The organism is Holophagaceae bacterium (genome assembly GCA_016720465.1).
Lineage (GTDB): Bacteria > Acidobacteriota > Holophagae > Holophagales > Holophagaceae > JANXPB01.
Window position 1 is genome coordinate 108,917 of the sequence record JADKKO010000003.1, and the last position, 18,566, is coordinate 127,482.

Sequence of the window (18,566 nt, forward strand, 5' to 3'; positions counted from 1 at the left end):
CCGAGGCGCCACACATCTAAACCGCCTCCACCTTCCTTCGTAGTCCCCTCCACACGCTGCCGTGTCGAGGTGAATCTTGCGCGTACCCGCTTTGGCCTTCGCCTGCTCGGCCCTCGCCGTGGCCCAAGTTCCGAACCCGCCCCATCTGGCAATTCCGCATCTCTCCAAGGCGCCCTCCATGGCGCGGGACTCGGATCTCTCCACCTGGGAGGGATCGTTGCCCGTCAGCGATTTCGGCATGGTCATGCCGGACGACAAGGGCGCCAACCGCTGGCCCACCCTTGCGCATCTCGCCTGGGGACCGGACGCCTTCTATGCCGCCTTCGAATGTTCCGACCCTGAACCGTCCAAAGTGCGCGCTGTGCTCCACAAGCGGGACGATTTCAGCGCCGATCTTGATTTCGTTGGCCTCGACATCGATGCGTCCGGCAAGGGGCAGAGCACCATCCGTCTGCTGTCCACACCCCTGGGGGGCCAATTCGATGCCATCGTGACGGATGCATCAGGGGAGAACTACGCCTATGACTGCGCGTGGGACTCCGTGGGCGTGTTGACCCCGAACGGCTATGTGGTGAAGATCCGCGTGCCCTACAGCAGCCTGCGGCGGCGCCCGGGCGAGTGGGGGCTGCGCTTCCTGCGCGTCATGCCGAGGGAGCGCCGCTACGGCGCCGTGTGGCCGCGCATGAGCAAGGACATCCAGTGCGACATCTGCCAAGTGGCGAAGGTTTCAGGCGCGCCGGTGGATCGTCCCGGATCGCCCTTCATGATCATCCCCTTCGCATCCTACGCCCGCGCCCAGTCCGCCGGCGCGGATCCGGCGCTGCCCGCGGATTCGCGCGCGCGGTTGGGTCTGGATCTTCGGTATTCGAGCACGTCCATCACCCTCGAAGGCACCTATCGCCCCGATTTCAACACCGCGGACGCGGATGTGGATCCGTTGCAGATCAACAGCCGCTTCCGCGTGGCCTATCCCGAGCGGCGGCCCTTCTTTCTGGAAGGCATGGAACTGCTGGGCATCACTGGCGTCCAGCGCCAGTTCTTCAGCCGCGCCATCCAGGAGCCGCTCTACGGCGTCAAGGCCTCGGGCCAGTCCTCCTGGGCGAGCTGGACCGTGTTGAACGCCAAGGACCAGGAGGGCGGCCAGATCCTGGGCGCCAGCGGGGCCGAAGGGGTGGATGCGCTCCCCACCCGGGACACAGCCGTAGCCGCGCGGTTCCGCCTCGATGGACGGGGCTCCGGGGTGTCGCTGGTGGGTACAGACAAGGTGCTCGTGGGCGGGCCCGGAGGATCCGGCGGCCAGAGCGGCGGCATCTACTGGGATCAATATCTGGGGCCGCATTTCCACTTCATCGGCAGTGGCGTGCGCTCCGTGGCGCACCTCCCGAAGGCCGATGGGACCGTGAGGTCCATGGACGGCACCGCCACCTCGCTGCGCCTGGACTGGAACACCAGGCACTGGTTCGCTTCCGCTTCGCGGCAAGCCACGAGCCCAGGTCTGGTGCTGGTCTCGGGTTTCACGGACCTCCAGGGCTACCGCCAATCCAGCGCGAATTTCGGTTGGCAGGGCACCTGGAACGATGGGCGTTTCGCGCAGGCCAACGCGAGCCTCCGGTGGCGGAACCTCCAGTGGTGGACCGGCAATCCCTTCGATCGCGCAGTCGGGTTGGACGCCTACATCGAGACCGCCGGCCGCTGGGCCTGGAGCCTGAACTGGGACATTTCGGGGCGCGCGTGGAGCAACGATCAGGTTCGTTCGAACGCCACCCGCAATATCAACATGGCCCTGAGCTGGAAGCGGCTGTCCTGGGCGCAGCTGCTCATCCGCGCCACCACGGGCCGGACCATCGACCTGTCTTCCGGCGCGCCGGCGCGGTTGCGCACCCACGAGTTCAGCAGCAGCGGCGGCATTCGGAATGTGAGCTACCAACTCTCCGCCCTGCAGGCCGAGTTGGACCGGGAAGCCGACGGTCTGCGCCTGCTGCGGGCCAGGGAGCTTTCCACCACGGCCATCTGGCAGATGCCCCATCACTTCTACCTGAAGAGCCAGGCCTTCGTGGTGCGCTACGATGGCGACGGGCCGGACACCGTCGACAAATACCTGAAGGCCTTCTTCGGCTGGCAGCCCAACGCCTTCACCAGCGCCCACATCGGCTGGTCCGGCCAGCGCCGCCGGGATCCCCACGCAAGCATTCCCGCCGAGCGGATGGTGGAACGGGGCATCTTCGCGAAGGTGGCCTACGCGATGCAGTTCTAGGATCCGGCTGCCTCAGAGGACTCCGGATCAGCGCGCCTTGATGATGGAAGTTCTGAATTCCCTGGGGCCCGAACCGCTTCCGCGTTTGAAGAACTTGGCGAAGTTGGTGGCTTCGCTGAAGCCGAGATAGGCGGCGATCTGGGCTACGGAAAGATCAGTGTGGGCCAGCAGCCGCTTGCCCTCCAGCAGCACTCGGCCGTCGATGAACGCCTTGGCGGTCACGCCCGCCAAATCCAGCGTGGCCCGGTTCAGGGTGGCCGCGGCGTAGCCCTTCTTTCGTTTTCCATGAAACGGCTCTGGCTGAATCCAAAGTCGTTGTGAATCCCGCCCGATGGTCCGGGCTATGCTGGGGCTCCAACCGCGGCGAGGGAAACGATGGGAAGTGTGATCACCGGAACGGGAATCGGGCTGGCGCCCCATGTCGTGACGAATGAGGATCTGGCCCGGATCATGGATACCTCCGACGAATGGATCCGCGCCCGCAGCGGCATCCAGCAGCGGAACTACGCCGCGCCCGGCCAGGGTTCCGCCGAGCTCGGATCCCTGGCCGCCTCCGCCGCCATCGCCAACGCTGGATTGAGGCCCGCCGACATCGACGCGGTGGTCTTCGCCACCATGACGCCCGATCATGTGCTGCCCGGCAACGGGCCGCTGCTGCAGGCCGCCCTTGGCCTCCGGAACATTCCGACTTTCGACATCCGGCAGCAGTGCAGCGGCTTCCTCTATGGACTGGAACTGGCCGACCTCCTGGTCCAGAGCGGCCGCTACCCGCGCGTGCTCCTTGTCGGTGCCGAATTGCACACGGGTTTCATGCCCTGGCACCTGGGCTGGGATACGGTCATCGGGATGTCGGACCGGGAGGTCACCGAGGCGGAAAAGGCTGAGAACACCATCTCCCGGGACCGCACCGTGCTCTTCGGCGACGGGGCGGGCGCGGTGGTGCTGGAGGCCCGGGAAGGCCCGGCCGGCTTGCTGAAGACCCAGCTCTACACCGACGGCACTGGAGCCGGCGTGCTCACCATGAAGGGCGCGAGCTTCAAGAGCCGGCCCTTCGTGACCCCGGCCCAGATCCAGGCCGGCGACACGATCCCGGTGATGCAGGGCAAGGAAGTGTTCCGCTCCGCCGTGACCCTGATGCCCCAGGCGGTGCGCGAGGTCTGCGCCGCCGCGGGGGTGGCCGTGGAATCGCTGGACTTGGTCCTCGTCCACCAGGCGAACCTCCGCATCATCGAAGGCGTGCAGAAGGCCCTGGGCCTCCCGGCCGAAAAGGTCCCCCACAACATCGAGCGCTACGGCAATACCACCGCGGCCACGCTGCCGATCCTCTACCACGAGTGCCTGGAGAACGGCCTGGTGAAGCCCGGCATGCTCATCGCCTTCACGGCCCTGGGTTCGGGCATGCACTGGGGCGCGGCCCTCTACCGCGCCTGAGCCACGGCCCGCCCGCATGCCACGATTAGGGGCCGTGCCATTTCCATGACCACGTTATTTTGACGCGACGGCTTGCTCCAGGAGTCTCCATGAAGAATCCAGCTTCGAGCCCACTAGCCGAACTCACCTGGAAGGCCGTCGCGGCGGGCGTGGTCCTCGGCGTGGTCTTCGGCGCCGCCAATGCCTACATCGGATTGCGGGTGGGCCTGACGGTCGCGGCCTCCATTCCTGCGGCGGTCCTCACCGTGGCCCTTTTCAAGCTGTTCGGCGCCAAGGGCACGATCCTGGAAGCGAATCTCTCCCAGACCATCGGTTCGGCTTCCACGTCCCTGGCCACCGGCACCATCTTCACGATCCCGGCGCTCTTTCTCTGGGGCATGGCCCCGCCCTATCTGCAGGTGGTGGCCCTGTGCTTTCTGGGCGCCGTGCTGGGGCTTTCGGCCATGGTTCCGCTGCGCCGCCTGCTCATCGTCGAGTCCCACGACGAACTGCCCTACCCCGAAGGCACGGCCTGCGCGGAGGTCCTCCGGGCCACCGCGGAAGGTTCCAGCGACAGCGCCTGGATCTTCCGCGGCATGGCCGTGGGAGCGGGCGTAAAGCTGCTGGTGGCGCTCCTCTTCCTGGTGCCTTCGGAGATGAGCCTTTCCCTTTCCCGGGTGCTCCCCAATGGGTCCCTGGCCCTGGAATTGGCTCCCGCATTGCTCGCGGTGGGCTACATCCTGGGCTACCGCCAATCGGGCGTCATCGTCTCGGGCGCGCTGATCTCATCCATCGTGCTCATCCCGCTCATCACCTTTTTCGGATCCTCGCTCTCGGCCCCGCTGTACCCGGAGACCACGCGCCTGGTGTCGCAGATGGACGCGGGCGCCATCTGGTCGAAGTACGTGCGCTACATAGGCGCGGGCGCGGTGGCAACGGCGGGCATCCTCACGGTGCTCAAGAACCTGCCTTCCATGGTGGGAGCCTTCGCCGCCATCGCCAAGGGCGTCTCCCGGGACGCCACCGGCATCCCCGTCGAGCGTTCCGAAAAAGACCGGGACCTGCCCGGCTCCTTCGTGATCGGCGGCATCGCCTTCGTGGTGCTGGCAGCAGCCTTCGTGCCGGGGATCTTCGCGGGCGGCATGGGCCTGGTGCCGCGCATGGTCTGCGCGGCGGGCGTGGGCGTGTTCGGCGTGCTCTTCGTGGCGGTGGCGGCGCGCATCGTGGGCATCGTGGGCGTTTCCTCCCAGCCCACCTCGGGCATCACGTTGGTGACGCTGCTTGGTGTGGCATCCATTTTCGCAGCGGCGGGATGGGTGGATGGAAACGCCCGGGCGGCTGTGCTCACGGTAGGCACCATCGTCGCCATCGCCGCCTCCAAGGCCGGTGACATCTCCCAGGATCTGAAGACCGGATTCCTGGTGGGCGCGACGCCCGCCAAGCAGCAGTTCGGCCAGCTCATCGGGGCTTCGGTGGCCTGCTGGGCCGTGGCGGCCACGGTGATCCTCATGGGCCATGCCTTCGGCTTCGGCAGCAAGGAGATCCCCGCGCCCCAGGCCATGCTGATGAAGACCATCATCGAAGGCGTGCTCTCCGGCGCGCTGCCCTGGACGCTGGTGCTTTCCGGCGCGGGACTCTCCCTGGGGGCGATGCTCTGCGGCGTGTCGGGACTAGCCTTCGCCATCGGCGTCTACCTGCCTTTGTCCTCCATGGCGCCGATCTACGTGGGCGGCTGCGTGAGGGCGCTGCTTGACCGTCGGCGCGGGGAAGGCGAAACCAAGAGCGAGAGCGATCCGGGCATCCTGGCCGCTTCGGGCCTCGTGGCCGGGGAAGGCCTCGCGGGAATCCTGGTGGCCGGGCTCGTTGTCGGCGGAGTGGCGCCGAAATCCATGGCTCCCCGGATCGTCGGCCTGGCCGGAGAATTGGGGACCGTGGCGCTGGTGCTGGCCGTCTGCGGCTTCCTCTACCTGGCCGGGCGGGCAAGGAAGAAGACCGTTTGATACGAGTTTGCATTCGAAAAGATAAAAATTCACCACCGAGACACGAGGACGCCGCGCTGGCGGTGGGTGGTAGTTTTGTTATTGGTTGCCGATATTAATCCGGGGGGAAGGACATGGAGCAGCGCGCCAAAGGCATCAGCAAGGTCCTTTGGCAGATCCTCGCCCTGAATATCCTTGTGGCCCTGGGCAAAGTCGCCTGGGGACTCGTCAGCGGGTCCACGGCCATGTTCGCCGACGGCATCCACTCCTTCACCGACGGCTCGGGAAACATCGTGGCCCTCATCGCCATGAAGGCCGCCAGCAAGCCTCCCGACGAGGACCATCCCTACGGCCACCACAAGTACGAATCGTTCGCCAGCGCCGCCATCGGGATCATGCTCTGCCTCGCCGCATGGAAGGTCGTCAGCGGATCCATTTCAGCGCTGGTGGCCTTCGCCAAGAGCGGCATCCACCCGAAGGTCGAGGTCACGCCCACCTCTTTCGCGGTCATGGTCGTCACCCTCGGCATCAATGTCTTCGTGGTGTGGTTCGAAAACCGCCGCGGAAGGGAATTCGGCAGCGATGTGCTGCAGGCCGACGCGAAGCACACCCTGTCGGACATCTGGGTGACCCTGGGCGTGCTGGGCTCCCTCGTCCTGGTGAAATTCGGCGTGGCCATCGCCGACCCGATCGTGGGCCTGTTCGTGGCGGTGGCGATCGTCTGGGCGGCCATCCAGGTGTTCAAGGGCGCGCACACGACCTTCTCGGACCAGCAGCGGCTCGATCCCAATGAGGTCATGAAAAAAGTCATCGCATTCGGCGGCGTGAAGGGCTGCCACAACATCCGGTCCCGGGGGACCGGCGCGATCATCCACATGGACCTGAGCATCCTGGTGGATCCCGACATCACCGTCGAGGAAGGGCATGCCATCGCGCGCGATCTGGAGATATGGCTCTGCGGGCATTTCGAGGGACTCGCGGACGTGGTCATCCACGTGGAGCCCGACAACGAGGACCAGCGAAGCAGGTCCAATTATTAATCGAACGCCGGAGCAAAGAATTCCGGGCGGCGGATGAAAACCCGACTAGATTTCAACCCAGGGAATGAGGCGGCCGGATGAACCCGAAGAGAGGGGAACTTCTTTCCTGCATGATGGCGTCCTTGCTGCCATTCGGACTGGCCTGCAGCGGGGGCGGAACCTCCACCAATGCGCCGCCCGCAGCCAACCTCCCGCCCACCGTGATCGCAGGGTTGGATCAATCGGTGGTGGAAGGCGCGGCCGTGACCCTTTCCGCCACCGCCTCCGACCCGGACGGCACCATCGCCAGCTACCAATGGGCGCAGACCGGCGGCCCGAGCGTAAGCCTTTCCGGATCCACCACAGCCCAGGCCTCCTTCATCGCGCCCCAGGTCACAACGGCCACGACGCTGACCTTCACGATCACGGTGACCGACAACCGGGGAGCGAGCGCCTACGACAGCGTCATCGTGACTACGAATGATTCGGCGCCCGCCACTGGATATAAATACCTGGTCCAGAACACGGCCTACATCGCTCCGGAATACGGAACCGCCCCCGCCAAGTTCGGCACCGCCACCAACTCGGTCACCGGGGCGACCCTCAAGCGCCTGACGAATTCCTCGGAAACAGCGGCGGCCGCCAAGGGTTCCCTGGTGGTCTACAGCCGCTTCAGCCCCACCAACAGCGCGAAGAACAAGATCATCATCCATGGCGAGGATTCCACCAGCGCCTGGGTCGTGGACCTCGCCACCGGAGCCATCCTGCGGAATCTCCTGCACTCCGACGGCACCAGCATCGGCGAAGTGAACGAGATCCGCTGGGACGGTTCGAACAGCTTTCCGAGCCGCATCTATTACGTCCGGGACCTCGCCTTTTATCAGCAGGATGTGGCGACCGGCATCAGCACCCTGGTGCGTGACTTCGCCTCCATCGCCGGAGGCCCCTACCCGAACGGAGCCTTCATCTTCAACGATGTGGAAGGGGATTCCTCCAATGATTCGCGCTACTGGTGCTGGATGGTGCTGGAAATCACCACGGGCGGCCCCTACCCAGTCAAAAAGATCTTCACCTATGACAAGCAGACGGACACCGTTCTGGGCATCCGGAACCCTTCTGATTTCGGGAAGACCGGTTCGATCCCCCGCCCCAACATGGTGGAAATAAGCCCTCTCGGAACGAAGGCGGTGATCCACTTCGACCGGGCCTTCGCCGGCAACCGGGACGAGGACATCGGCACCGTCCTGGACGGTCCCCACGCCTGGCCCCTTACGCTCACGGGTACGCCCGTGAAGGTGTCCATCGATGCCACCCATGCGGGCTGGTCCCTGGATGCTTCGGGAGCCGAATGGTTCGTGAGCCAGAACAACGTGACCGATTTCATCGAAGCCCGCAGACTCTCGGACGGAACCACCATCCACCTGCTCTACCATGGCGATCTGGGGTGGAACAACGGCTTCCATTTCGGAAAATTCCACACCAAACGCGGCTGGGCTTTCGTGTCCACCTATTCGTCCAGCGACAGCGCGGTGGCCGACAACCAACTGTTCATGGTCAAACTCCAGGACATGAGCGCCGGCATCGTCATGCAGCGCGTCTCGCCCACCTACATCGCCTACCCGGGCAATGATGCCTACCGCAACGAAGGCCAGGCCGCCCTCTCCATGGATGGCAACTCCATCTACTGGACCTGCAACTGGGGAGGAGCCTTTCCCTACCGGGAAGCCGTCGGCATCGATCTGCCCAGCGATTGGGATACGCACTAGATGCGGAACCGGCGTGTCATTCCTGCCAGCTTCCACAATAGGCGCTCCTCTTAGAGCGTGTTTCCGGAATCCCGGTTTGGCGCGATACTGCAACCACGCGGAGGCTCCCATGGCCAAGACTGGGATTGGACGACGTGAATTGTTTCAGCTCGGAGCGGCAGCGACGGCAGGGCTCCTCGCCTCCAGGTTGGAGGGAATGGATGCACCGGCGCAGGCCTCGCGGCACCCCATGCCCCGGAACCTGCGCACCGCCCAGGCCATGCCCACCCGCAATCTGGGACGCACGGGCCATCTCGTGGGGATCTTCAGCCTGGGCGGCCAGGCCAGCATCGAGAAACCCGACAACGAAGCGGTGGCGGTGCCCCTCATCGAGCGGGCCATCGATCTCGGCGTGAACTACATCGACACCTCGGCCCGGTACGGCGGCGAGGGCCGGTGGAGCGAACGCTACATCGGCCAGGTGATGAAAAAGCGCCGGAGCGAAATCTTCCTGGCCTCCAAGACCCACGACCGCACCCGGGATGGTTCCCTGCGCAACCTGGACATCTCGCTGAAACTGCTGGAAACCGATCACCTGGACCTTTGGCAGCTCCACAACATGCAGACCATGGACGATGTGGAGAAGGTATGCGCCAAGGGCGGCGCCCTGGAAGCCTTCCTGAAAGCCCGCGAGCAGGGGCTGGTGCGTTATCTGGGCCTTACGGGCCATGCGGATCCGGAGGTGCTGATGGAAGGCATCCGCCGCTTTCCCTTCGACACCGTGCTCATGGCCTTCAACGCGGCGGATCCCCAGCACCGGAGCTTCCGGAAGCTGCTTTCCTACGCCGTGGAAAAGGAGATGGGCATCATCGGGATGAAGGTGCCCGCGCGTTCCCGCCTCCTTGCCACTTTCAAGCCGCCCGCGCCCGAGAAGCAGACGGGCCCGCGGAAGCTCGTGCCCGGCACCCTGAGCATGCAGGAGGCCATGCGCTATGTGCTCAGCTTCCCTTTCTCAACCGTCATCATCGGGTGCGACACCATCGCCCAGCTCCAGGAGAACGTGGCCATCTCGCGGGATTTCCGCCCCTTCAGCGAGGCGCAGCTCGCCACCGTCGAAGCCAAGGCGAAGCCCGTCGCCGAGCAGAGCCTCACCTTCAGGCGGAAGTGAGGCCAGCCGCGTTCACCCCTCCTTCACCGCCCACCTGAGCTTGGCGGAGGCGGACCTCGGATTGTCCCGGCGCTCTTCAAACCCCGGGCGGATCAGCTCCGGGGCGATGCAGGCATAGAAGCCATCCCGGTGCCCTTGCTGGAAGGCCTTCTTCACGCGGCGGTCCTCGCCGGAATGGAAGCTCAGGATGGCGACGCGGCCGCCGGGCCTAAGGCAGTTGGGCAGGTAGGACAGGAACTGGTCGAGCACCTGGAATTCGTCATTCACCGCGATGCGGAGGGCCTGGAAGGTCCGCTGCAGCGCCCCCCGGGTCTCATCCTCCAGGGAGCCGGGGGCGCCGTCGGCCTTCACCACAGCCCGCACAATCCTGGCCAACTGGGTGGTGGTGGCGACGGGGCGGTCCCGGGCTGCCGCCAGGATGGCCTTTGCGATGGCCTGGGCGCGGGGCTCATCGGAGTTCTCGGCGAGAAGGTCCGCGAGCTCCTGTTCCCCGAGGTTCTGGAGCAGCGCCGAGGCGGGCTTCCCGCGCTGGGGATTGAGGCGAAGATCCAGGGGGCCCTCGGCTTTGTAGGTGAAGCCGCGGGCGGGATTGTCGATCTGCATGGAGGAGACGCCCAGATCCGCCAGCACGAAATCGAGGCCCTCTCCGAATTCAGGGCGCAACTGCGGCAGCCCGGCGAAATTCATGCGGCGCACCACCAGCACGTCCTCGCGGAAACCTGCCGCGCGCAGGCGGGCTTCGGTGCGGGGCAGTTCGATGGGATCCACGTCTAGGGCAAAGAGGCGGCCGTCGGGCAGGAGATGCGGCAAGATTTCCAGTGTGTGGCCGCCGAAGCCCAAGGTGGCGTCGAGGCCTGTTTCTCCGGGTTTTGGCGCGAGGATCTCCAGGATCTCCCGCACGCAGATGGGGCGGTGGGTGCCTGCGGGAGTCTGGCCCCGGGCCCGGACCTTCTCCAGTTCGAGGGCATCCGCAACGGGGTTCAATTCTTTGTATTTGTCCTGGAAGCGGCGTGGATGGGTGCCTTGGTAGCGCACCCTCCGCTTTCGCTGGGAATCCTCGTCAGCCATGGGCTGATTGTGGCCTAGGCCGAGGGTCGCCGATAGCCGGCCGCCCCCGCAGGGTGCCGGGACCTGGAAATGTCCTTGCGCAGCGGCCTGCGCACCCCATGTTGGATATCACCAGTGGGGGATTGATGTGGGAGGCGATCCGTTCTTTTTGTCCCCTGGAGTGCCGAAGGACGCCGCTCCCACGCAGTCCCTGGCCTGGATGAAGCTCTACAGTAATTGATGTTGGATCGAGATCCTGCTTGGAGGTGGGCGATGTCGCTTCGGCTTGGGAAGTCCCGGCGGATCCAGGGAACAACCGTCATGAAACGAACCCCGGTCCATCCGAAAGCGCGGAAAGACCTGCCCTCAGTTGCGGTCCTGCCCTTCCTCGATCTGCGCCAGGACAGCAATGAAGGCTATCTCGGCGAAGGCCTGGCCGAAGAAGTGCTGCAGGCCCTGAACCAGATCGAGGATCTGCGGGTGATCTCCAGGACCACGTCCTTCCTCTATGGGGGATCAGACTTGTCCTTGGCGGAGATCGGGCGCCGCCTCCACGCGAACGCCATCCTGGGTGGATCGCTGCTGAAAAAGGGCGACCTCCTGACCCTTAAAACCGAGCTGGTCAATGTGGAGCCGGATCAGGTGGCCTGGTCCAAATCCTACGATTTCGATCGGAAGGACCTCTTCGCAACCCTGGAGGACATCGCCACTTGCGTCGCATCCGCGCTGAAACAGCCAGCCTCCTTCCGGCCCAGGTACGCGGCGGATCTGGAGGCCTTTGAATACTATCTGAGGGGCCGGCAGTATTACTTCCGGTTCAACCGCCGCGGCATGGGCTTTGCCGCCGAGATGTTCCGCCACGCCCTCGACATCGACCCGGATTATGCGTCCGCCTGGGCGGGCCTGGCCAACTGCGCCGCCTACACCTACATCTACATCGAACGCACCGGGTCCCAGCGGGAGCTGGCCGAATCCTGCAGCCAGAAGGCTCTGGAACTGGATCCGGACCTGGCCGAAGCCCACGCGTCCCGGGGCGTGGCGCTGTCGGCCGCAGGACGGACCGAGGAGGCGGAAGCCGCCTTTGAACGATCGCTTTGCCTGGATCCCAGCCTCTACGAAGGGGCCTATTTCTACGCCCGCCATTGCCTGGCCGCGGGCAAACCGGAAATGGCCATCCAATTCTTCGAATGGGCGGCGGTGCTCCGGCCCGAGGACTTCCAGGCGATCCTCCTGGTGGCCCAGGTCTACCACAGCCTGGGCGTGGAGGATGAAGCCGAAAGCGCCCGGAGGAAAGGGCTGGCGCTGGTGCAGCAACGCCTTGAACATGCTCCGGATGATGCGCGCGCCCGATACCTGGGCGCCAACGCGCTCGTGGCCCTGGGCGAGCGGGAGAAGGGTCTGGACTGGGCCCGGATGGCCCGGAGCATGGATCCGGATGATCCCATGCTGCTCTACAACCTGGGCTGCATCCACGCCCTGGCCGCCGATCCTGATGAAGCCCTGGATTGCCTCGTCCGGGCCGTTGCCGGAGGGCTCACCCAGAAAGACTGGATCCTCCACGACGGGGATCTGGATTCCATCCGTTCGCTCCCGCGCTACCAGGACCTCGTGGCTTCCCTGGAAGGCTGATGGAACCTGAAGCTCAGCCCTTCGGCGCGTTTTTCGGACGGCCGTCCTTGTCGAGGTACTTGTCGGGATTCTTCTCCAGCTTGGGGGCGCAGCCGGCGCAGCAGACGTAATATTGACGGCCTTTCACCTTCACAATGGGGCTTTTGCCGGGGGTCACCGCATTTCCCATGACCGGGCAGATGGTGTTGGTGGGACCCTCGGCCGCAGGACCGGCGAGGGAAAGCAACGCAGCGAATACGAAGGGCGTGAGCATGGGAGATTCCTTTGTCTGGGAGGCCTGGGGCCTCGGGTTGAATCAAGTGTTCACCAAGCCGGATTCAAGTGTGGCCGATTCATCCGGGATCATTCTACCTTTCCATAAGTAGTACACCGCAGGATAGACCAGCAATTCCAGGATGAAGGAGGTGACCAGCCCGCCCACCATCGGCGCGGCGATGCGCTTCATCAGGTCGGCGCCGGCGCCGGTGGACCAGAGGATCGGCAGCAGGCCCATGAAGGCCGCGCAGACGGTCATGGCTTTGGGCCGCACTCGCTTCACGGCTCCATGGATGATGGCCTCGCGGAGATCTGCCTTCGAGTTCAAACGCCCTGCTTTCGCGGCTTCGTCGTGGGCCAGATCCAGGAACAGCAGCATGAAGACGCCAGTCTCGGCGTCCAGGCCCATGAGCGCGATCATGCCGACCCACACGGCGATGGACACGTTGTAACCCAGGATATAAAGCAGCCATACGGCGCCGATGGCCGAGAAAGGCACCGCCAGCATCACGAGGCCCGCCTTGAAGGACGACCGCGTGTTCATGTAGAGCAGGCCGAAGATCAGCACCAGGGTGATGGGCAGGATCAGCTTCAGGCGCTCGCGCACCCGCACCATGTTCTCGAACTGGCCGCTCCATAAAACCGAATAGCCCGTGGGCATTTTCAAGCCGCTGGCCAGGGCCGTCTTGGCACGGTCCACGTAGCTTCCCACATCGATCTTGGACGTGTCGAAGTCCACGAACACGTAGCCTGTGAGCAACCCGTTTTCATCCCGGATCATGGCAGGGCCCTGAACCATTTTAAGCTCCGCGATCTCCGACATGGGCACCTGCCCGCCCATGGGAAGGGGCACCAGCACGCGGTTCAGCGAGGCCGCATCGCTGCGGTAGTCCCGCAGCAGCCGCACATTCACGGGGTAGCGCGCCCGCCCTTCATACACGGTGCTCTGGTTGTCCCCGCCCACCGCGGTCATTACCATCATGTTGGCTTCGTCCACGCTCAGGCCGTAACGGGCCAGCTGTTCCCGCTTCAGCACGAAGTCCAGGAAATAGCCGCCCTGGACCCGCTCGGCGAACACGCTGCGGGTGCCTGGAACCTTCCGCAGCAAGGCCTCCGCTTCGACGCCGAGCTTCTCGATCTCGGTCGAGTCCGAACCGCTGATCTTCAGGCCTACGGGAGTCCGGATGCCGGTGCTGAGCATGTCGAGCCGCGCCTTGATGGGCATGGTCCAGGCGTTGCTGAATCCCGGCATCCGCATGGCCTTGTCCATTTCCGCGACCAGTTCCTCGTGGGTGATGCGGTCCCGCCAGAAGGAGCGGAGCAGCCCTTTCATCCAGCCGGGGGCCCAGGATGAATACCAGCGGCGCTTTTCGCGCCACTCGGACTCAGGCTTCAGGAGCACGGTGGTTTCCATCATGGAAAAGGGCGCGGGATCCGTGGGCGTCTCTGCCCTGCCGGCCTTGCCGAACACCTGGCTGACCTCTGGAAAGGCCCGCAGGATGCGGTCCTGGAGCTGGAGGGAGCGCTCCGCTTCCGCCGCCGAAAGCCCCGGAAAGGTAGTGGGCATGTAGAGGATGGAACCCTCGTCCAAAGGCGGCATGAATTCCGATCCGAGTTTCATATAGACCGGGATCGTGGCCAGCACCAGCAAGGCTGAAACAGCGATGGTCGCCTTCGCATGCCTCAGCACGAAGCGGCAGGGCGGCTCGTAGACGCGGTGCAGGAGCCGACTGATGGGGTGGCGTTCCTCGGCGTAGTAGGTGCCGATGAAAAGCGTGTCGCACACGCGGGCGAACCAGCGCGGCTTGAACCGGAAGGGATCCATGCGGGCGAAGAGCATCCGCATGGCCGGGTCGAAGGTGATGGCCAGGACCGCGGCGATGGCCATGGCCAGGTTCTTGGAATAGGCCAGGGGCTTGAACATGCGGCCCTCCTGGTCCACCAGGGTGAAGACCGGCACAAAGGCCACGGCGATCACCAGCAGGGAGAAGAAGACCGAGGGCCCGACTTCCAACAAGGCTTCGAGCCGCACGGCATGGAAGTCGCCGACCCTTCCTCCTGAATCCCAGATGTGCAGCCGGTTGTAGGCGTTCTCGACCTCCACGATGGCGCCGTCCACCAGCACGCCGATGGAGATGGCGATCCCCGCGAGGGACATCAGATTCGCGTTGAGCCCCATGGCGTACATGGGGATGAAGGCCAGTGCCACGCTCAAGGGAATCGTCACGATGGGCACGATGGCCGAGGGCACGTGCCATAGGAAGATCAGGATGATGATGGAGACGATGATCATCTCTTCGATGAGCTTCCATTTCACGGTGTGGATGGCGCGGTCGATGAGGTCTGACCGGTCGTAGGCGGTGACGACTTCCACCCCCGGGGGCAGGGATGGCTTCAGTTCCGCGAGCCTGGTTTTCACCCGCTCGATAACGTGCAAGGCGTTCTCCCCCTGCCGCATGACGATGATGCCGCCCACCACGTCTCCCCGCCCGTCCAGGTCCGTCACGCCTCGGCGCAGCTCAGGACCGAGATTGACGGAGGCCACATCGCGGATGCGCACCGGGGTCCCGTTTTCAGCCTTCAGGCCGATGCCCGCGATATCGTCCACGGTCTTGGCATAGCCCCTGCCCCGCACCATGTATTCCCGTCCGGAGAACTCCACCAGGCGCCCTCCCACGTCGTTGTTGCCCTTGCGGATGGCGTCGACGACCGCATCCATGCCGAGGCCATGGGCGGCCAGGGAATTGGGATTCACGTTCACCTGGTACTGCCGCACCTGGCCGCCCACGGTGGCCACCTCCGCCACGCCCTGCACGGACTGCAACTGGTAGCGCAGGAACCAGTCCTGGTAGGAACGCAGCTCGTCGCTGCGGTGCCTGCCGCTCTTGTCCACCAGGGCGTACTGGAACACCCATCCGACGCTGGTCGCGTCAGGTCCGAGTTCCGTCTGCACGCCGGCGGGCAGTTTCGATTGGATCTTGCTGAGGTATTCCAGCACCCGGCTGCGGGCCCAGTAGAGGTCCGTGCCGTCCTCGAAAATCACATAGACGTAGCTGTACCCGAAGTCCGAAAAGCCGCGCACGGCCTTCACCTTCGGGGCGCCGAGCAGGCTGGTGACGATGGGATAGGTGACCTGTTCTTCCAGGATGTCCGGGCTGCGGTCCCACTTCGAATAGACGATGACCTGGGTATCGGAAAGGTCCGGGATGGCATCCACGGGGATGTTGCGGATGGACCAGAGGGAGAAGAGCAGCGCCACGAAAGTGGCTGCGATGACCATGGCCCGGTTGTGGGCTGAAAAGGAGATGATGCGCCGGATCATGGCTCACTTCCCCGGAGCTGCGGCGGAGCGCAGGCGCGATTCGGAATCCAGCAGGAAAGCCGCGCCGCTCGCGACGCTTTCGCCTTTCTCCAAGCCCGAGAGGATTTCCACCAGCGCCCCCGAAGCCGCGCCCACCTTGACCTCCCGCGGGACGAACCGGTTTTCGGATTCCTCGACAAAGACAACCTTGCGCAATCCCGCGTCGAGCACCGCGTCCGATGGCACCAGCAGGCCCTTCCGCGTTGCGCTCTTCAATAAGACGTCCCCAAACAGCTCAGGCCTCAATTCCCCGGCCGGATTGGCGAACGCGATGCGCACCTTGGCCGTGCGGGTCTTCGGATCCAGCACGGGCTCCAGGAAATGCACGCGCCCCTGGAAGCTCCGCCCCGGGAACGCAGCGAGCGTAAGCGCCGCCGCCATCCCCACGCGGACCTGGGACAGCTCGGCTTCATAGATATCCGCCACCACCCAGACGCTGGACAGATCCGTGATCTCGAAAGGCGCCTCCATGGAGCTGATGCGGGAGCCTTCCACCACGCTCTTCATGGTGACCACGCCCGCCACGGGCGATGGAATGGAAATGGACTTCGTGGGTGTGCCGCTGCGCTCAAGTTCCATGATCGCCGCTTCGGGAATGTCCCAGAGCCGCAGGCGCTTGCGGGCTGATTCCACCAACTCGGTTCCACTCGGGCTCGGGCCCAGCGCCGCTTTCGTTTTCAGGGCCAGCAGGAATTCATTCTGGGCCGACAACAATTCCGGGCTGTAAAGGCGGAACAGCGGCTGGCCCTTGGACACTTTCTGGCCCATGGAGTCGACGAACAGCTTTTCCACGAAACCTTCGAGCTTGACGTTGACTTTGCGCACCCGGGTTTCATCCGCCACCACGCGTCCCGTGGCCCGTATCTCGCCACCCAGCAGACCTTCCACCACCTGGACCGTGCGCACGCCCAGCATCTGGCGGCGCTCGGCGTCCAGCCGCACCGGGGCGAGGCCTTCCACGGCGCCGCCCTCCTGCTCGTCTTCATAGACCGCCACGTAGTCCATGCCCATTTCGTCCTTGCGGGGGGTCGGCGAAGTCTGGCGGGGATCCATGGGCGATCGGTAGAAGGCGATTTTGCGATCTCCTCCCGTCTCGGATTTCAATGGCACCAGGCTCATGCCGCAGATGGGGCAATCGCCGGGCTGATCACGGATGATCTGGGGGTGCATGGGGCAGGTGTATCTGACCGCGGCCGGCGCTTTCTCCGGGTTCGCTGAGGGTTCGTGGCGGTGCATCAGGGCCACGAACCCGCCGCCCAGAAGACCTCCGGCGAGCAGGATCGCGATGCCACTCAGGAATGGATTCTTCATGGTCATGGTGTCTCCCAAATCACATGGAGGGCGCTGCGGATGCAACGCGCCCGGAAACTGGCATGGAGTTTCCAATGCCTGGGGCGGTGCTTGGATTCGCTTCATCCAAGGCGATGGCCAGGCCCTGGGCATCGGCCAGCTCTTTCAGGAACGCGGCGCGGTCCTGGATATAGCCATTGAGGACTTCCAGCACCGAGGAAAACGGCGCGCGTCCCGTCTCGAATTGCGCCAGGGCGGATTCGAACGCAGCCCTGGACTGCACGAGCACCGATGCATAGAGCCCCAGAATCCGCGAGCTGGCCTCCAGGGCGGCGACCCGTTGCTCCGTGGCCTGGGCCAGCCGGCGGCGCTGGTCATCCCGGTTGGACTCCTCGGATCTCTGGAGGGCTTCGTTCTCCGCGATGGCCCGCCGCTGCTTGGTCCGCGAATACAAGGGGATCGAAACGCTGAAGCCCACCTGCCACATGGGCTCCAGGGCTCCCCTGGGCATGATGCCGGCGCTCAGGGCGAAGTCGGGCCTCAGGTCGAGTTTCGCCAGTTCCACCCGCGAGGCCGCGTGGAGGATGTGATGGTGGGAGGAATGCAGCTCGGGGCTGCGTTCCTCGGCCTGTCTGACAGCCGCGTCGCGGGCCGGCACCGTGGGCGGGCGCATCCCCTCCAGCGAAGCCATGGTTTCAATGGGAGAATCCAGCGGCCTTCCCGCGAGGCGATCCAGTTCGATGACCTTGGCCCGGGCCTCGGACTCCAGCCGCAGCGCCTGCTGGGCCGCCTTCATGCGTTCCAGTTGGGCGCGGAGCAGGTCCAGTTGGCTGCCCTGGCCTGCTTCATACCTGGCCTGGGCCACGGCTTCGGCCTGCTTCCAGATGAGCTCTTGTTCCTTCTGGAGCGCCTGCTGCCCCCGTGCGAGGAGCAGACCCAGGTAGGCCCGCCGGAGATCGGCCTCCAAGGTCAGGCGGATGCGCTCCACGCTGGCTCTTGCGGCCTCGGCATTGGCGGAGACGATATCCGTGCGCAGCTTGCGTTTGCCAGGGAAAGGAAAAGCCTGGGACGCCATGATCGTCCCGAAGGTGGTCTCCATCCGGCCGATCTCGAAGCGCTTGAAGCCATCATTCTGGTAGCCCAGCGAGAGCATGGGGTCCGGCAGGCTTCCGGCCTGGGGAATCCTTTCCTCTTCGGCCTCGGCGGCCCGGGTGGCTGCGGCCAGCTGGGGGCTTTTCTCCACGGCCTCCCGCAGCAGGGCCTGCAGGACCGGATCCTCGGCCAAACTGGAGGGAACGGATATCGGTTGGGCTTGAGACCTGGCCTCGGCCGCCGCCATGAACGGCAGGATGGCAACCAGGGCCAGGCGCGAGGGAATGCGCATGGGAACTCCAGATCTAGGTTTCGCG

At 64.9% G+C, this 18,566-nt stretch carries 13 protein-coding genes; 7 read left to right on the top strand and 6 right to left on the bottom strand.

Annotation, left to right across the window (positions count from 1 at the left end; translation table 11 throughout):
* The first annotated feature begins 76 nt into the window (after positions 1-76).
* A complete protein-coding gene (locus IPQ13_07300) occupies positions 77-2,254 on the top strand; it encodes a hypothetical protein (GenBank protein ID MBL0210703.1) in 2,178 nt (725 codons plus the stop codon).
* 27 nt (positions 2,255-2,281) lie between these two features.
* Here IPQ13_07300 and IPQ13_07305 read toward each other — a convergent pair whose 3' ends face one another.
* The gene (locus tag IPQ13_07305; GenBank protein MBL0210704.1) at positions 2,282-2,674 is read right to left on the bottom strand and encodes an AraC family transcriptional regulator; all 393 of its coding nucleotides are present in this window, start codon (positions 2,672-2,674) and stop codon (positions 2,282-2,284) included.
* Between the two features lie 30 nt (positions 2,675-2,704).
* On the opposite strand from IPQ13_07305, the gene IPQ13_07310 reads away from it, so the two are divergent.
* The 5 genes from IPQ13_07310 (at position 2,705) to IPQ13_07330 (ending at position 9,575) form a co-directional block, all read left to right on the top strand.
* Positions 2,705-3,685 carry a 3-oxoacyl-ACP synthase gene (locus IPQ13_07310; protein MBL0210705.1) on the top strand — a complete coding sequence of 327 codons (981 nt, stop codon included), beginning with the start codon at positions 2,705-2,707 and terminating at the stop codon, positions 3,683-3,685.
* Between the two features lie 89 nt (positions 3,686-3,774).
* Positions 3,775-5,664, top strand: a complete 1,890-nt coding sequence (locus IPQ13_07315) for an oligopeptide transporter, OPT family (protein ID MBL0210706.1) — start codon at positions 3,775-3,777, stop codon at positions 5,662-5,664.
* A gap of 113 nt (positions 5,665-5,777) precedes the next feature.
* Positions 5,778-6,683: a cation transporter gene (locus IPQ13_07320; GenBank protein ID MBL0210707.1), complete on the top strand. Its 906-nt coding sequence runs from the start codon at positions 5,778-5,780 to the stop codon at positions 6,681-6,683.
* A 77-nt stretch (positions 6,684-6,760) separates the two neighbouring features.
* Positions 6,761-8,428: a hypothetical protein gene (locus IPQ13_07325; protein ID MBL0210708.1), complete on the top strand. Its 1,668-nt coding sequence runs from the start codon at positions 6,761-6,763 to the stop codon at positions 8,426-8,428.
* 196 nt (positions 8,429-8,624) lie between these two features.
* Positions 8,625-9,575: an aldo/keto reductase gene (locus tag IPQ13_07330; protein ID MBL0210709.1), complete on the top strand. Its 951-nt coding sequence runs from the start codon at positions 8,625-8,627 to the stop codon at positions 9,573-9,575.
* Between the two features lie 12 nt (positions 9,576-9,587).
* Here IPQ13_07330 and rsmH read toward each other — a convergent pair whose 3' ends face one another.
* Entirely contained in the window at positions 9,588-10,643 is a 1,056-nt protein-coding gene (gene rsmH / locus IPQ13_07335; GenBank protein ID MBL0210710.1) for a 16S rRNA (cytosine(1402)-N(4))-methyltransferase RsmH, read from the bottom strand.
* A gap of 300 nt (positions 10,644-10,943) precedes the next feature.
* On the opposite strand from rsmH, the gene IPQ13_07340 reads away from it, so the two are divergent.
* Positions 10,944-12,251, top strand: a complete 1,308-nt coding sequence (locus IPQ13_07340; GenBank protein MBL0210711.1) for a tetratricopeptide repeat protein — start codon at positions 10,944-10,946, stop codon at positions 12,249-12,251.
* A 13-nt stretch (positions 12,252-12,264) separates the two neighbouring features.
* On the opposite strand, the gene IPQ13_07345 is transcribed toward IPQ13_07340, so the two are convergent.
* From IPQ13_07345 to IPQ13_07360, 4 genes are read right to left on the bottom strand one after another with little or no spacing between them, the layout of a single operon-like run.
* The gene (locus IPQ13_07345) at positions 12,265-12,504 is read right to left on the bottom strand and encodes a TRASH domain-containing protein (GenBank protein ID MBL0210712.1); all 240 of its coding nucleotides are present in this window, start codon (positions 12,502-12,504) and stop codon (positions 12,265-12,267) included.
* A gap of 42 nt (positions 12,505-12,546) precedes the next feature.
* A complete protein-coding gene (locus IPQ13_07350) occupies positions 12,547-15,828 on the bottom strand; it encodes an efflux RND transporter permease subunit (protein ID MBL0210713.1) in 3,282 nt (1,093 codons plus the stop codon).
* A gap of 3 nt (positions 15,829-15,831) precedes the next feature.
* Positions 15,832-17,184 carry an efflux RND transporter periplasmic adaptor subunit gene (locus IPQ13_07355; protein MBL0210714.1) on the bottom strand — a complete coding sequence of 451 codons (1,353 nt, stop codon included), beginning with the start codon at positions 17,182-17,184 and terminating at the stop codon, positions 15,832-15,834.
* 13 nt (positions 17,185-17,197) lie between these two features.
* Positions 17,198-18,541: a TolC family protein gene (locus tag IPQ13_07360; GenBank protein MBL0210715.1), complete on the bottom strand. Its 1,344-nt coding sequence runs from the start codon at positions 18,539-18,541 to the stop codon at positions 17,198-17,200.
* Positions 18,542-18,566: the final 25 nt, after the last annotated feature.